At 67.4% G+C, this 13,690-nt stretch carries 16 protein-coding genes; 5 read left to right on the top strand and 11 right to left on the bottom strand.

Annotation, left to right across the window (positions count from 1 at the left end; genetic code table 11):
• The first annotated feature begins 56 nt into the window (after positions 1-56).
• A complete protein-coding gene (locus B9C99_RS08585; protein ID WP_253250011.1) occupies positions 57-1,952 on the top strand; it encodes an ATP-binding protein in 1,896 nt (631 codons plus the stop codon).
• Positions 1,953-2,090: 138 nt separating this feature from the next.
• Here the strand turns inward: B9C99_RS08585 and B9C99_RS25820 are convergent, their stop codons facing one another.
• Entirely contained in the window at positions 2,091-2,228 is a 138-nt protein-coding gene (locus tag B9C99_RS25820) for a hypothetical protein (protein WP_172414897.1), read from the bottom strand.
• A 150-nt stretch (positions 2,229-2,378) separates the two neighbouring features.
• On the opposite strand from B9C99_RS25820, the gene B9C99_RS08580 reads away from it, so the two are divergent.
• Positions 2,379-2,690, top strand: a complete 312-nt coding sequence (locus B9C99_RS08580) for a hypothetical protein (RefSeq protein ID WP_088897566.1) — start codon at positions 2,379-2,381, stop codon at positions 2,688-2,690.
• A 214-nt stretch (positions 2,691-2,904) separates the two neighbouring features.
• Here B9C99_RS08580 and B9C99_RS08570 read toward each other — a convergent pair whose 3' ends face one another.
• Complete coding sequence (locus B9C99_RS08570; protein WP_088897565.1) at positions 2,905-3,423, bottom strand: flavin reductase family protein; 519 nt, start codon at positions 3,421-3,423, stop codon at positions 2,905-2,907.
• 238 nt (positions 3,424-3,661) lie between these two features.
• On the opposite strand from B9C99_RS08570, the gene B9C99_RS08565 reads away from it, so the two are divergent.
• Positions 3,662-4,267, top strand: coding sequence for a TetR family transcriptional regulator (locus tag B9C99_RS08565; RefSeq protein ID WP_225623709.1), 606 nt, complete (start codon positions 3,662-3,664; stop codon positions 4,265-4,267).
• A gap of 71 nt (positions 4,268-4,338) precedes the next feature.
• Here B9C99_RS08565 and B9C99_RS08560 read toward each other — a convergent pair whose 3' ends face one another.
• Genes B9C99_RS08560 through B9C99_RS08535 form a run of 6 tightly spaced genes read right to left on the bottom strand, consistent with a single transcriptional unit; the run spans position 4,339 to position 9,289 of the window.
• Positions 4,339-5,469 (bottom strand): acyl-CoA dehydrogenase family protein, encoded by a 1,131-nt coding sequence (locus B9C99_RS08560; protein ID WP_088897564.1) that lies wholly within the window; start codon positions 5,467-5,469, stop codon positions 4,339-4,341.
• A gap of 1 nt (position 5,470) precedes the next feature.
• Positions 5,471-6,703 carry an acyl-CoA dehydrogenase family protein gene (locus tag B9C99_RS08555; protein WP_016694679.1) on the bottom strand — a complete coding sequence of 411 codons (1,233 nt, stop codon included), beginning with the start codon at positions 6,701-6,703 and terminating at the stop codon, positions 5,471-5,473.
• A gap of 39 nt (positions 6,704-6,742) precedes the next feature.
• A complete protein-coding gene (locus B9C99_RS08550; protein ID WP_088897563.1) occupies positions 6,743-7,927 on the bottom strand; it encodes a lipid-transfer protein in 1,185 nt (394 codons plus the stop codon).
• A complete protein-coding gene (locus B9C99_RS08545; RefSeq protein WP_006551927.1) occupies positions 7,924-8,334 on the bottom strand; it encodes a MaoC/PaaZ C-terminal domain-containing protein in 411 nt (136 codons plus the stop codon). The genes B9C99_RS08550 and B9C99_RS08545 overlap by 4 nt, the downstream gene beginning before the upstream one ends.
• The gene (locus tag B9C99_RS08540; RefSeq protein ID WP_088897562.1) at positions 8,331-8,738 is read right to left on the bottom strand and encodes a Zn-ribbon domain-containing OB-fold protein; all 408 of its coding nucleotides are present in this window, start codon (positions 8,736-8,738) and stop codon (positions 8,331-8,333) included. Before B9C99_RS08540 ends, B9C99_RS08545 begins: the two co-directional genes overlap by 4 nt.
• Complete coding sequence (locus tag B9C99_RS08535) at positions 8,735-9,289, bottom strand: MaoC family dehydratase N-terminal domain-containing protein (protein WP_088897561.1); 555 nt, start codon at positions 9,287-9,289, stop codon at positions 8,735-8,737. The genes B9C99_RS08540 and B9C99_RS08535 overlap by 4 nt, the downstream gene beginning before the upstream one ends.
• Positions 9,290-9,484: 195 nt before the next feature.
• On the opposite strand from B9C99_RS08535, the gene B9C99_RS08530 reads away from it, so the two are divergent.
• Both B9C99_RS08530 and B9C99_RS08525 read left to right on the top strand, forming a co-directional pair.
• Positions 9,485-10,261, top strand: coding sequence for an SDR family oxidoreductase (locus B9C99_RS08530; RefSeq protein ID WP_088897560.1), 777 nt, complete (start codon positions 9,485-9,487; stop codon positions 10,259-10,261).
• Complete coding sequence (locus tag B9C99_RS08525; RefSeq protein WP_088897559.1) at positions 10,258-11,172, top strand: SDR family oxidoreductase; 915 nt, start codon at positions 10,258-10,260, stop codon at positions 11,170-11,172. The genes B9C99_RS08530 and B9C99_RS08525 overlap by 4 nt, the downstream gene beginning before the upstream one ends.
• Positions 11,173-11,231: 59 nt before the next feature.
• On the opposite strand, the gene B9C99_RS08520 is transcribed toward B9C99_RS08525, so the two are convergent.
• The 3 genes from B9C99_RS08520 to B9C99_RS08510 form a co-directional block, all read right to left on the bottom strand.
• Positions 11,232-11,891: a GNAT family N-acetyltransferase gene (locus tag B9C99_RS08520; protein ID WP_016694673.1), complete on the bottom strand. Its 660-nt coding sequence runs from the start codon at positions 11,889-11,891 to the stop codon at positions 11,232-11,234.
• A 90-nt stretch (positions 11,892-11,981) separates the two neighbouring features.
• The gene (locus B9C99_RS08515) at positions 11,982-12,455 is read right to left on the bottom strand and encodes a nitroreductase family deazaflavin-dependent oxidoreductase (RefSeq protein WP_016694672.1); all 474 of its coding nucleotides are present in this window, start codon (positions 12,453-12,455) and stop codon (positions 11,982-11,984) included.
• Position 12,456: 1 nt separating this feature from the next.
• On the bottom strand, positions 12,457-13,620 hold the full coding sequence (locus tag B9C99_RS08510) for a steroid 3-ketoacyl-CoA thiolase (RefSeq protein WP_088897558.1): 1,164 nt from the start codon (positions 13,618-13,620) through the stop codon (positions 12,457-12,459).
• Between the last annotated feature and the right edge of the window lie 70 nt (positions 13,621-13,690).

The raw sequence follows: 13,690 nt of genomic DNA, 5'->3' as shown, positions 1-13,690 counted from the left end.
GCCGAATACGTGCCCTGCAGATCGGTCGTTGGCGTCTGAAATACAGACTCGCGGCCGTGCTGTCGATCCCCCTCGTCGTCGCTGTCGCTCTCGGTGTCGTGCGCGTCACGACTCAACTCGACGAGGCGCAGCGGTCGGCCGCATTGTCCGAGCAGACCGTTGTCGCGCCGGCTTTGCTCGACTTCTCCACCGCTCTTATCAGCGTGGCTACCGCCACGAGCCTCGGATTCACCCCCAAGAACGCAACCTCGGACGATGTGACGCAGTCCATGGCCGCTCTGAGGGAACTCGCCGCAGGAACCGATCTCAACTCCGAGGTCGCCGTAGAACTCGATGCGCTACTGACCGACGGCGACCAGCTCTACGCCGCGGTCATGAACTCCTCCCTCGAAGCCGAGGAGCTCGGTCGCCGGACCACCGACTTCCTGGCGCGGTGCAAGAATCTCTTCCGGGACCTGTTCGACCTGTTCGAGAACCACGATGCTCTCGTCGACGCCACGAACCTGCTCCTGATGTGGGACGCGCAGCTCAACCTCCTCGACCAGATGGAGTCCTTCCGGCTGCTGTCCACCAATCCCGAGGCCGCCCGGCTCCTGGCGACCAATGCCATGAACACCGAGGAGTCGACGCTGCGACTCCTTCGAGGATCGGGGCTCGATACCGGGCAGATCGACGGGATGCTCGGCGATATCGAAGCGCGCCGTAGGCTGATCGAGAACTTCACGCCGAGCAGGCAATTCGGGGAAGACCTCCGCAACGCCATGATTTCGGCGTCCCAGCCTTATGCGGAGGGGATCGACAGCGCCAGCGCGCGCATCATCGGGACGCTCGAAGAACTGGCGGACGAGACACGTACCGCGGCCACCCGCGACGCACTCCTTGTCACGGCAGCACTCGTACTCGCCCTGCTCCTCGCGATAGCAGTCATCCGTTCCCTGTCGGTGCCCCTGGGACGTCTGCGGGACAACACTCTCGCAGCGGCGAACACCGAGCTTCCCGCCGCCATCGCGGCGGTCAAGGACGGGGCCGACATCGAAACAGTCCGTCTCGCTCCCGTCGGCACCGATACGGACGAGGAGATCGGTGAACTCTCCCGCGCGGTGGATTCGATGAACGCGCAGGCGCTGCGTCTCGCCGGCGAGCAGGCCCACCTGAGAAAACAGGTGAACGTGATGCTCGAGACGCTGGCGCGTCGCAACAAGACCCTCGTCGAACAACAGCTCTCGCTGATCGAATCTCTCGAATACGAGGAGAAGGATCCTGCGCGGTTGCAGAGCATGTTCGCTCTCGACCATCTGGCGACGCGCATGCGGCGTACCGGCGAATCCCTGCTGGTTCTCGCGGGCACGCGTCCGCGTACTCGCAGTGGGCCCGCACCGCTTGCCGACGTGCTCCGCGGTGCGGTGTCCCAGGTGGAGAACTACCAGCGGGTGCAGATCGGGAACACCCCGAACGGATATCTCGTCGGTAAGGCGGTGAACGACGTGGTGCATCTGGTGGCCGAACTCGTCGACAACGCGCTGCGGGCGTCCCCGCCCACCAGCCCCGTCAGGTTCGAGTTCTCCTCCGCCGTGGAGGGTGGCCTGCTTCTCGATATCGCCGATCGCGGAATCGGTATTCCCCGAGATGCCATGGAGGAGATCAATATCCGTCTCGCGGCGGGTGAGAATGCCGACGTCGACGCCCCGCGTCAATTGGGATTGTTCGTGATCGGGCGTCTGGCGGCCCGCAACGGCATGAGCGTGCGTCTGAGGCCGACCTTCGACACCGAGACGAACGCCGGTGTCACGGCGTCGGTCTACTTCCCGGCAGCCCTGCTCAGCGAGGTGCACACGGTCCAGCCCGCCATGATGACGGAACGTCCCCGCCGCCTCAGGACCGAGGAGCTTCCGTCCTTCGCGCCGTCGACGACGCCCACCGGAGGTATTGCCCACGGAAAGCATCGTGGTTGACGTGTGACCGGAAGTGATGCCACCGCCGTCGCGACGGCGGTGGCATCACCCGTACCGCAGGTGTTCCGGTCTGCCGGTGGTCTCGGCCGGCCACGGATGCCCCGTCAAGCGTTCGATGTCGTTGTTGAAGCGTTCGAATCACCGTGCGAAGGTGGCGACCTCGTCCTCGGACCGGTCGGTCAGCACGCGCTCGAGCGCGGCGACTCCGTGGGCGCGCTCGGCGGGGAGCTTCTCCTCGCCCGAGGAGGTGATCCGGAATTTGCGGGGCCATGCCACCGTCCGGTTCGGGGATATGCTCGACCAGTCCGGCGGCGGTCATCGCCGAGATGTGCCGGTTGAGTGTCGAGCTGTCCAGATCGAGTGGGTCGGCTCGGTCATCCGAAGTCATTCGTGAAGAACGCCACCCGAGTAGGTCGCCACGTTGCGGTGATCACCGTGACCTTGCTCGCCGGTGCCGTGGCGACTCCGGTCACCGGACCCTGTTCTGGGGCGTGGCGGTACTCGGTGTGGCGGTACTCGGTGTGGTGGCGCCGGGTGCGTTGTCGTGGGTTCTCCGCGATGTTCCCGTCCTGCGGACGCTTCGACGCGGTGGGGGCGCTCGGTCCGAGCGCGGCCCTCGTGTGCCTGTTGCCGGCGATCTCCAAGGGTGTCGATCGGGGCTGGTCGAGCACCCTCACGATCGGTTTCCTCGCCGCTGTCGTCCTGCTGCTCGTGGTATGGAGACGGTGCAGTCCATGATCATGACAGGTCCGTGCATGGCGCCGGGTGATCTGATTCTGCAGCACGGAAGTCGGATTCGCATACGGTGCGATGCCCGCCCTGATCATGGGGAAGGTCCCCGCCACGTATACCGCAGCCGCTGACAGCGTGAACAGTCTCATGCGGTCGGTCGGCACGTCCTCCGTATCCGCCGTCCTCACCGTCGCCATTCCCGCAATCGCGCCGGGCGGAGTTACCGCGTGTCGAGCCCGAAACCACCGCGGTAGAACACCATCGGACTCTGGTCGCCGACGCACTCCAGTTCGGCGACACGTCCGATGACGACATCGTGGTCACCTGCTACGTGCACGTCTTCGATCGAGGCGTGCACCCGCATGAGCACACCCGGCAGGGACGGGGTGCCCCAGCGGGAGAGTTCCCAGTCGAGACCGTCGAACTTCAGTCCGCGGCTCGAACCGAACCGGGAGCACAGATCGGTCTGGTCCGCACCGAGCACGTTCACGGTGAACCGGCCGGTGCGGCGAAGCCGCGGCCATGCCCGTCCGCGGTGATCGGCACAGAACAGCACGAGGGGAGGTTCGAGCGAGACCGACGCGAACGACTGGCACGCGAAGCCGGTGGGGCCGTCCTCGTCGAGGCCGGTCACGACGGTGACGCCGCTCGCGAAGCGCCCCATGGCGCGGCGCATCTCGTCCGGGCCGGGCACGTCGACGTCGAACTCGGCTTCGTAGGTCGGTATCCGGGTCTGCATGTGACTCACTCCGATTCGCTCTGGTCGCTGCCTCCGGCGACGTCCTTCGAATCGAGCGTATGGGTGACGCGTGACACCTCGGAACGGCTTCTCGCTGAGTGGACTTCCTGCCGGAACGACCCGGGTCGGCGAGGCCCCGAGCTCCCACCGTTCGGGACCGCAGAAAAACCGCGATGCGACAATCTGCCCGACGGCGCGGGACAGAAACGACGGGCCGTCATCGTGGAAAGGGGAACCGGTGCCCAGAATCGGTAAGGCGCGGGACGGAGCCGAGCCGACCTCGGCCGAGCAGCGGCGACGGCAGGTGCGGATCCTCGAGGCCGCAGCACGGCTGGGATCCGAACACGAACTGGCCCGCGTGCAGATGACCGAGGTCGCGAAGAGTGCCGGGGTGGCGATCGGGACCCTCTACCGGTACTTCCCGTCGAAGACGCACCTGTTCGTGGCGGTGCTGCTCCACCGGCTCGAACTCGGCGCGGATCGGTTGCCGGCGCGGAAACCGGGTATGAGTGCCCGGGATGCGATCACCGAGGTGCTGATCGAGATGACCAGGCGGTTCGTCGACCGGCCTCTCCTGGCCTCCGCGATGTTGCTGTCCAACAGCACCGCCCCCGCGGCGGTGGTGCCGGATTCCGAAGAGGTGAGGCGGACGTTCCACCGCATCCTGTTCGACAAGGCGGGCCTCGACGACCCGACCGAACAGGATCGGAACGCCGTGCGGCTGCTGTCGATGATGTGGTCCGGTCTGCTGGTCGCGTATCTCAACGGTGCAGCGACGCTCGAGGAGACCGAGGCGGACGTGCGGAGCAGCTGCGAGCTGTTGCTCGTCCATCTGACGGAATAGCGACAGGTCCGGATACGACGCGAGTCCCTCTCCCGTGTGGAAAAGGGACTCGCGTCGTGAGTGCGGGCCGGCTATCCGGCGGCGCCGATCGAGGGTGCGGTGTCGAGGACGTCCCCGAGCGCAGCGGCGGTCGCGTCCGCCCCGCCGAAGGTGAACGCCAACTGCCGTCCCCACAGGAAGTAGCGGTGGATCGGGTAGTTGATGTCGGCGCCGATACCACCGTGCAGGTGCTGGCCGGTCAGACCGACCCGCACACCGCCGCGGGATGCCCACCACTTGGCGACCAGGGCCGCGGACTCGGCTTCGTCCTCGCGTCCGACGTCGATCAACCATGCCGCCTTGCGCACCGTGAGCCGGATCGCTTCGGTGTCGAGGTAGGCGTCGGCCGCGCGCACCGCGACAGCCTGATTCGTGGATAACGGGCGGCCGAACTGCACGCGTTCGGAGGTGTACTTGGCCGTCGCCCGCAGCGTCTCCTCGCACACCCCGAGCTGAACGGCAGCAAGAGCGATGCGGATACGACGACGGGTCCAGGCCGCGATCTCCTCACCGTCACCGGGCAGGACGTCCTCGGCTCCGATGTGCACGTCCGTGAAGCGCACCGCCGCTTCGGCGCCACGTCCGGTCACGGCGACCGGAACGGCCTCGACGCCGGTCGCGTCCGCCGGCGCCACCACCACGGCGACCGAGTCGTCGTCACAGCGGACCGGGACGACGACGCCGGCGATGATGGGAGCCCACGGAACGGACGGAATCTCACCGCTGATGACGAGGTCGTCGCCCTTGCGGATCGCGGTCACGGTGGGGCTCGCGCCCGGAGTGTCGTCGAACGCGCCGGTCAGGACGACCGACCCGTCGATGAGCTTCGGAACGTAACGCTCGACCTGGGTTTCCGTGCCGAACTGTGCGAGCGGAAGAGCCGCACCGGCCACAGTGGACCACACGGGAACGGGGGCGACGCGACGGCCCTGCTGCTGCAGGATCGTCGTGAGCCCGAGCATGCCCATGCCGGCGCCGCCGACGGACTCGGGTAGAGCGAGTCCGAGGAGCCCGGCGTCGGCGAGTGCCTGCCACAGGGTGGCGTCGAAGCCGCCTTCCTTGCGCTCCACCTCGACCACACGCTCGACCTTGGCCAGCGAACCGAAGACCTGCGACGCGAGGTCCTCGACCGCGATCAGGTCGTCATCGAGTTCGAATTCCATGTCAGCTCCTCGTCTCGGCCGGCGTCTTCACCGCAGCCTGTGCCGTCGCGTCGGGGCGCCTACGGGCGCCCAGGGTCATTCCGAGGGTCTTCGCCGCCACGATCTCGCGCATCACCTCGTTGCTGCCACCACCGAAGGTGTTGTTCTGCGCGCGTCGGCCGAGCGCTTCGACGCGGCCTTCGATCACGGCGCCGTGGCTACCGGGACGCAGCAGACCGCGGGCGCCGAGCACCTCCTGCAACATGCCGTAGGCCGCGACCACGCCCTCGGTTCCGAACACCTTCGCCGCGGCGGAGTCGCCACCGTCGAGGGTGTTGGCCGCGATGTCCGACACCAGACGCAGGTTCACCAGGTCGGCGGCCGACAACAGCGCGTAGACCTCGGCCAGAGTCGAACGGACCCACGGGACGTCGAACAGCACGCCGGGGCCGAAGGGCTCCTGCTTCGCCCAGGCGAGCACCTCGTCGTACATCTCGTTGGCGATGCCACCGCGGGCGGCCAGCGCGACACGCTCGTGGTTGAGCTGGCTCGTGATCAGGGTCCAGCCGCCGTTGAGCTCGCCGACGACGTTGCTCAGCGGAACGCGGATGTTCTCGTAGTACGTGACCGCCGTGCTGATTCCGCCGACGGTCTGGATCTCGGTGGCGGAGAAGCCCGGCGACGAGGTCGGCACGAGCACGACCGAGATCCCCTTGTGGCGGGGCGCGTCCGGATCGGTGCGCACGGCGAGCCAGATCCAGTCGGCGAAGATGGCCGAACTCGTGAACAGCTTGTTGCCGTCGATGACGAGTTCGTCACCGTCGATGCGGGCCCGCGTCTGGAGCGCGGCGAGGTCGGTGCCGGCGCCGGGCTCGGTGTACCCGATCGCGAACTTCAGTTCACCCGTGAGGATCTTGGGAAGGAAGAAGTCCTTCTGCTCCTGCGTGCCGTACTTCATCAGTGCCGGGGCGACGGTGTTGAGCGTGACCAACGAGACCGGCGCGCCGGCGCGGATCGTCTCGTCGTAGAAGACGTAGAGCGCCTCAGGGTCCTCACCACGTCCGCCGTACTCCTCGGGCCATCCCAGGCCGAGCCAGCCGTCGGCGCCCATCTGCCGGTAGATCTTGTCGAAGACCGGTCCACCCTCGGTCTGATCGACCAGGGCGCGTCGATCGTCGTCGTCGATGATGCGGGCGAAGTACTCCCGCAGTTCGGTGCGCAGCCGCCGTGACTTGTCGGACAGCTCGGGATGCATGTGGTCTCCTGAGAGGTGGTCGGGGCCCGGGTTGCGGGCCTAACGGTCGGCCGAGAGGACGATCGCACTGTGCGGCACCGGCGATCCGCCCGTGACGAGCACGTTGTCGAGTGTCTTCGCCGGCTGGTTCACGGAGGTGCCGCGGATGAGCCGGACGCCTTCGGCGATGCCGTTGACGCCGTGGATGTAGCCTTCACCGAGCTGACCGCCGTGGGTGTTGATCGGCAGTCGCCCGTCCACCTCGAGGTTGCCGTCGGCGATGAAGTCCTTCGCCTCACCGCGACCGCAGAAGCCGTACTCCTCGAGCTGGAGCAGGACCATGGGGGTGAACGCGTCGTACAGGATCGCGGCGTCGATACCTTCGGGGCCGAAACCGGCCTGTGCCCACATCTGCCGGGCGACGAGCTCCACCTCGGGCATCGCGTCGATGTCCTCGCGGTAGTAGCTGCTCATCGAGATCTGCTGAGGGCCGACACCCTGCGCTGCAGCGGTGATGATCGCCGGCGGGTGCGGAAGATCCCGTGCGCGTTCGGCACTCACGATGACCAGTGCCTGGCCGCCGTCGCTCTCCTGGCAGCAGTCCAGCAGACGCAGCGGGTCGGCGAGCATCCGCGAGTTCTGGTGGTCGTCGAGGGTGATAGGCCGCTCGTAGAACCAGGCCTTGGGATTGTTCGCCGCGTGCTTGCGCGAGAGCACCGAGATCTGCCCGAAGTCCGCGCTGGTCGCCCCGTACTTGTGCATGTAGGTGCGGGCCAGGAAGGCCTCCTGCTGAGCGGGAGTGAGCAGACCGTACGGGTTGATCCAGTTCCGGTATTCCTGGTCGGTGCTGGAGTTGTACGCGAAGGGCGGCGGCCCGGCGCCGAAACGATGGCCCGAGCGCTCGTTGAAGGCGCGATAGACGACCACGACGTCGGCGACACCGCTCGAGACGGCGAGGGCGGCCTGCTGCACGGGCGCGCAGGCGCCGCCACCGCCGTGCGGGATCCGGCTGAAGAACTTCAGTTCCGGGATGCCGAGCGCGCGGGCGACGGCGATCTCGGGGTTGGTCTCCATGGTGAACAGCGCGAAGCCGTCGACCTCTTCGACGCCGATCTGCGCGTCCTCGAGAGCGGCGAGGACCGACTCGCACGCGAGTTGCCATTCGCTGCGGCCGGAGTTCTTGGAGAATTCGGTGGCTCCGATACCGGCGATAGCGGCGGCTCCGGAGAAGCCCTTGACGGTCATCGGCTCTTCCTCTCGTAGGGCTCCACCACGACCTCGGCGGTGACGTGGACGCCTCTGCTGTTGCGGCCCTGCACCTTCAGGGTGACGGCCGCGCCGTCGACTGCGGTCACCTCACCGTTCATGTGCATGGGGTCGCCGGGGAAGCAGGGCACGCCCAGGCGCAGCGACGCGCGGCGTACACGCGCCGACGGCCCGGTCCAGTCGGTGACGTACCGGTCGACGAAACCGTTGGTGGCGTTGATGCTCATGAACACGTCCGGGGTGCCGCGTCCGAGTGCGGCAGCCGGGTCGTGATGCACGTCCTCGAAATCCTGTGACGCGATCGCGGTGGCCACGATGGTCGTGCGATCCATCGGCAGGACGAGTTCGGGAAGCGACTGTCCGACAGTGCATTCGGTGAGATTCATGCGTCTCCTCCGGGCTTGCGCAGCTGGGGCAGGATCTCGCCGTGCGCGTGCTCGGAGAATCCCACCTCGAGTTCCATGCCGATCTCGAGGGTGTCGTGGTCGACGCCCGCGATGTCGGCGACGATGCGGATTCCTTCGTCGAGGTCGATCAGCCCGACGGCGAGCGGGTACTCGAAGGCCGGATCCTGCGGGTGGTGGATGATCGTCCAGCTGTGAAGCGTTCCGCGCCGCGAGGATTCGACGGTCTTCCACTCGAACGAGCGGCACGCGGGGCAGGCCGGGCCCGGGGGATGGCGCAGAGTGCCGCAGTCGCTGCACTGCTGGATCTCGAGTCGGCCCTCACGGACGGCGTCGAACCAGAACTGGTTGTCCTGGGTGATGGTGAGCCGGGGGACGGCGGTCATCGCGTCTCCTTGTCGGTGTTCGGGTTGAACCGGAGCATCCGGAAGCGTTCCTCGGCGACGACTTCGCCGTTCTGGTCCTCGTAGCGCTTGTACAGCGTGAAGAATCGGCCGTCGCCGAGACCCGTTCGCTTGATCTGAGATACGGACTCGATCGTGTAGTGGGCAGTGATGTGATCGCCCGGGACGAGTTCGCGGTGGTAGTCCTGCTCGACGTTCGTCGCCACGACGGAGGTGAAACCCTCGCGATCGAGGTCGGCGAGCATCCGGGAGTACGCGAAATCCTCCACGACGCCCTCGGCCCGCTTGCGCTGCACATCACGCCAGCGGCGGTAGCCGGCCATGATCCAAGTGGAGATCATGGCGGGCGGGCAGACGATGGAGTCGCGCCCGGTTTCGCGGGCGGCCTCGGCGTCGACGTAGATCGGGTTGAAGTCGTCGTGGGCCTCGACCCAGTTGCGGATCATGGCGTCGTTGACGGCGTACCGGGCCACGCGGGGTGGTTCGGCCACCTGCCCGACGTATTTCTCGTAATCCTGCTCGACGGTCTGCATGGCCCAGTCACTCCTCTTCGACACGCGCGTTCGTCGTCACGCTAAGTGGGGCCGACAAGCAAGTTCCCGTGATTCCCACTGAGCAGGAGCAGCGGCGGAGGACGAGAGGGAGCAGTACCGAACCAAGCGATTGCTTGGTAAGTTGTCAACGCGAGACCCGCGCATCCTGCGGGGTGAACGACGTGGAGGCAGCGAATGGATCTGGGACTCGACGGCGCGGTCGTGCTCGTCACCGGGGGGATACGAGGAGTCGGTGCGGGCATCACCAGGGTGTTCCTGCGCGCCGGAGCGACCGTCGTGACATGCGCACGCAACGAACCCGAACAGCCTGTCGAAGTGGACGGGCGGACCGCGGAGTTCCTGAAGTGCGACGTTCGCGACGCCGATCAGGTCGGCACGTTGATCGAGACCATCGTGGAGCGTCACGGTCGGCTCGACGCCGTGGTGAACAACGCCGGCGGGTCGCCGTACGCACTGGCGGCCGATGCCAGCCCGAAGTTCCACGCCAAGATCGTGGAACTGAACCTGCTGTCCCCGCTGCTGGTCGCGCAGGCTGCCAACGCGGTGATGCAGAAGCAGGACACCGGCGGCTCGATCGTCAACATCTCGAGCGTGAGCGGATCGCGCCCCTCGCCGGGAACCGCGGCCTACGGTGCGGCCAAGGCGGGCGTCGACAGTCTCGCACAGTCGCTCGCCGTCGAGTGGGCACCGAAGGTACGGGTGAACTCGGTGGTGGTCGGGCTCGTCGAAACCGAACAGTCGCATCTGTTCTACGGCGACAAGGCAGGCGTCGCCGCAGTCGGCGAGACCGTTCCGCTGGGGCGGCTGGCCCAACCCGAGGACATCGGCCACTGCGCCGCATTCCTGGCCTCTCCGCTGTCGGCCTACGTCAGCGGATCGACATTGACCGTCCACGGTGGCGGTGAACGCCCTGCCTACATGGCAGCGGCCGAAACGAAGGAGACGAAGTGAGTGGACTGCTGGACGGGCGCGTCGTCATCGTGACCGGCGCCGGGCGAGGACTGGGTCGCGCCCATGCCCTCGCCTTCGCCGCGGAGGGTGCGAAGGTCGTCGTCAACGACATCGGTGTCGGCAGCGACGGTTCGGCCACGGGTGAGTCGCCCGGCGAGCTGGTCGTCGAGGAGATCCGCGCGGCCGGGGGAGAAGCCGTCGTCAACGGCGACGACGTCGCCGACTGGGCCGGCGCCGAGAACCTCGTCAAGACCGCCCTCGACAACTTCGGCCGACTCGACGTGCTCGTCAACAACGCCGGATTCCTGCGCGACCGCATGCTCGCCAACATGAGCGAGGAGGAGTGGGACGCTGTCATCCGCGTGCACCTCAAGGGGCACTTCGCGCCGATGCGTCACGCCATGAGCTACTGGCGCGCCGAGTCCAAGGCCGGCAACCCCGTCGACGCCCGCATCATCAACACCAGCTCGGGTGCCGGACTGATGGGCAGCATCGGTCAGGGCAACTACGCCGCCGCCAAGGCCGGCATCGCGACGCTCACGATCCAGGCCGCAGCCGAATTCGGCCGCTACGGCGTGACCGTCAACGCGATCGCACCGTCGGCGCGCACCCGCATGACCGTCGGCGCCGGTGGCGCGATGGCCGAGGCGATGGCCGCACCCGAAGAGGGTTTCGACGCCATGGCGCCGGAGAACGTCTCGCCGCTGGTCGTGTGGCTCGGCAGTGCCGAATCGAAGGACGTGACCGGTCGCGTGTTCGAGGCCGAGGGCGGCAAGGTGTCGCTGGCCGACGGATGGCGGCACGGTGAGGCGATCGACAAGGGCGACCGCTGGGATCCGAAGGAACTCGGTCCCGTCGTCGAGAAGCTGATCGCAGCGTCGCAGCCGCCGACGCCGGTCTACGGAGCGTGATGTCCCGTGCGCGTTTCCGGTGATCGTCACCGGAAACGCGCACGGACGGCGCCGCCGGTCTAGGCGGGCGTACGGATGGTGAGGGTGGAGCCGGGGAAGTAGGCAGCGAGCTCGGAACGCGCCTGCTTGAGCGTGGCCGTGCCGTAACCCTGCTTGCGGAACTCGGGATGCACCCAGATCCGCACGTCGACCTCGTTGCCGGTCAGCTCACCGAACGCGAACCCGATGGCCTTCGGCTCGTCACCCGAAAGATCTTCGGCCACAAGCCACATCCCGGACTCGTCGTCCATCAGCTCGCTGCCGCGTTGCCGCTCGGATTCGACCCGCTCGTCGCTGTCGTCGCCCAGCTGGTCGGCGCAGCGCTGCTTGAACAGCGCGGTGTCGGCCGCACTGTGGGAGATGGGCCGCAACCGGAAATGCGCGCCGGTCGCGTACGGACGCGCTGCCGTCGTCCACTGCAGCACCGCATCGAGATCGTCGAGTTCTTCACGGATCTTCTTCCGCTCCGCCTGGGTGAGGCGGCGGAAGGGAAGGTTCAGCACGGCCTCCGCGCAGAACTCGTCGGTGTCGAGCAGAGAGGCGAGCTTCGCGACCGCATCGCCCCGATCCCTGCTCTCGACGATCACGTCGAGCACCTCGTGGCGTTGTTCGAGCGCCCGGAGCAGCGCGGCCGCGATCTCCCGCCGGTCGAGCACCTTGTCGTGATTCGTGGTTGCCATCGTGCGACATCCCTTCGTCGAGAACCTGGACGTACGAGACTCAGTATTCCCGCACGGGACCGTCCCGGCGAGCCGTGCCGACCGGGATGCTCACTCGCACACGACGACGGGAATCACACGGTCGGTCCACGACTGGTAGTTGTCGAAGTCCGGGTACATCGCCGTCAGGCGCGGCCAGTAGGCCGCTCGTTCCTCGTCGCTCGCGACCCGCGCCCGCATGGTCCGGATGCGCGACTTGATCTGCACCGTGACCTCCGGGTTCGCCTGGATGTTGCGGAACCACAAGGGGTGCTTGGGCAGTCCGCCCTGGGAGGCGACCAGGACCACCTTGTCGCCGTCCTCGAGGAACAACAGCGGGGCCGTCCGCGGCTGCCCGGTCTTCCTCCCGATCGTGGTCACCAGGCACACCGGGATGCCCCACGGGAAGGCGCTTCCCACACGCCACTTCCCGCCGATGCGACCGCCGGTCGCCCGGTACGCCGCGACGTTGAACCGCGACATCCACTTGATGATCGAGACCGTGGCCTTCGAATCGAGGCCCTTCGGTGCCGCTTCGGTACCCATGTCAGATGCGCTCGATGATGGTGCCCGTCGCCAGCGCGCCACCGGCGCACATCGAGATCAGAGCGGTCGATGCGTCGCGGCGCTCGAGTTCGTGCAGCGCGGTGGTGATGAGGCGGGAACCGGTGGATCCGACGGGGTGACCGAGGGCGATCGCGCCACCGTTGACGTTGACCTTGTCCATGTCGGGTCCGTGCACCTGCGCCCAGGACAGCAACACCGACGCGAACGCTTCGTTGACCTCGAACAGGTCGAGATCGCCGATGCTCATGTCGGCCTTCTCGAGAACCTTCGCGGTGGCCTGGACGGGGCCGTCGAGGTGAAACTCGGGTTCGGCGCCGACGAGTGCCTGCGCGACGATCCGCGCCCGCGGCTTCAATCCGAGTGCCTTCGCGCGGTCGGAATCCATGAGCAGCACGGCCGCGGCTCCATCGGAGATCTGCGACGAGGTGCCGGCGGTGTGGATGCCGCCCTCGAGCACGGGCTTCAGCTTCGCCAGCGACTCGGCCGACGTCTCGCGCAGACCCTGGTCGCGGGTGACGGTCGCCTTCTCGCCGGTGCGGTTGCCCTCCTTGTCGACGACGGGTGCGACGACCGGCAGCACCTCGCGGTCGAACCGGCCCTCGTCCCAGGCCTGCTTCGCGAGCTGCTGCGAGCGCACGCCGAGTGCGTCGACGTCCTCGCGGGTGATGCCGCGGCGCCGCGCGATGCGTTCGGCGGCCTCGAACTGGTTGGGCATGTCGATGTTCCAGGACTCCGGCCGACGCGGGCCCGCCTGGTCGCCGACGTTGGCGCCGAGGGGCACCTGGGTCATCGCCTCGATACCGCACGCGATGCCCACGTCGATGGCGCCGGTGGCGATGAGGCCTGCGATGAGGTGGTTGGCCTGCTGCGCCGATCCGCACTGGGCGTCGATGGTGGTCGCGCCGACCTGCCAGGGCAGGCCCGCGTTGAGCCACGCGGTGCGGGTGATGTTGTTGGACTGGGCGCCCGCCTGGGTGACGCAGCCACCGATGACCTGTTCGACGAGCTCGGCGTCGATGCCGGCGCGTTCGACGAGTCCGGCCTGGACGGCGCCCAGGATCTCGGCAGCGTGCAGGCCCGCGAGCCATCCACCCCGCTTGCCGATCGGGGTCCGTGCGGCCTCGACGATGACTGGTGTGCCCACTTCGGGCTCCTTTCTCCTACGTTCTTCGCAAAATAGAACAGGTTTCCCCGATAGGCAACAGAACCTGATT

Origin of the sequence: Rhodococcus sp. BUPNP1 (genome assembly GCF_002215235.1) — a bacterium.
Taxonomy (GTDB): Bacteria; Actinomycetota; Actinomycetes; order Mycobacteriales; family Mycobacteriaceae; genus Rhodococcus.
Note: the sequence above shows the minus strand (reverse complement) of the source record. Positions and strands in the feature narration are given on the sequence as shown.

Coding starts and splice junctions, on each gene's coding strand:
- B9C99_RS08550 (WP_088897563.1), bottom strand. CDS start 7,927: ATGACCGTCAAGGGCTTCTCCGGAGCCGCCGCTATCGCCGGTATCGGA.
- B9C99_RS08545 (WP_006551927.1), bottom strand. CDS start 8,334: ATGAATCTCACCGAATGCACTGTCGGACAGTCGCTTCCCGAACTCGTC.
- B9C99_RS08540 (WP_088897562.1), bottom strand. CDS start 8,738: ATGACCGCCGTCCCCCGGCTCACCATCACCCAGGACAACCAGTTCTGG.
- B9C99_RS08515 (WP_016694672.1), bottom strand. CDS start 12,455: ATGGGTACCGAAGCGGCACCGAAGGGCCTCGATTCGAAGGCCACGGTC.
- B9C99_RS08560 (WP_088897564.1), bottom strand. CDS start 5,469: ATGGAATTCGAACTCGATGACGACCTGATCGCGGTCGAGGACCTCGCG.
- B9C99_RS08520 (WP_016694673.1), bottom strand. CDS start 11,891: ATGGCAACCACGAATCACGACAAGGTGCTCGACCGGCGGGAGATCGCG.
- B9C99_RS08535 (WP_088897561.1), bottom strand. CDS start 9,289: ATGCAGACCGTCGAGCAGGATTACGAGAAATACGTCGGGCAGGTGGCC.
- B9C99_RS08530 (WP_088897560.1), top strand. CDS start 9,485: ATGGATCTGGGACTCGACGGCGCGGTCGTGCTCGTCACCGGGGGGATA.
- B9C99_RS08570 (WP_088897565.1), bottom strand. CDS start 3,423: ATGCAGACCCGGATACCGACCTACGAAGCCGAGTTCGACGTCGACGTG.
- B9C99_RS08555 (WP_016694679.1), bottom strand. CDS start 6,703: ATGCATCCCGAGCTGTCCGACAAGTCACGGCGGCTGCGCACCGAACTG.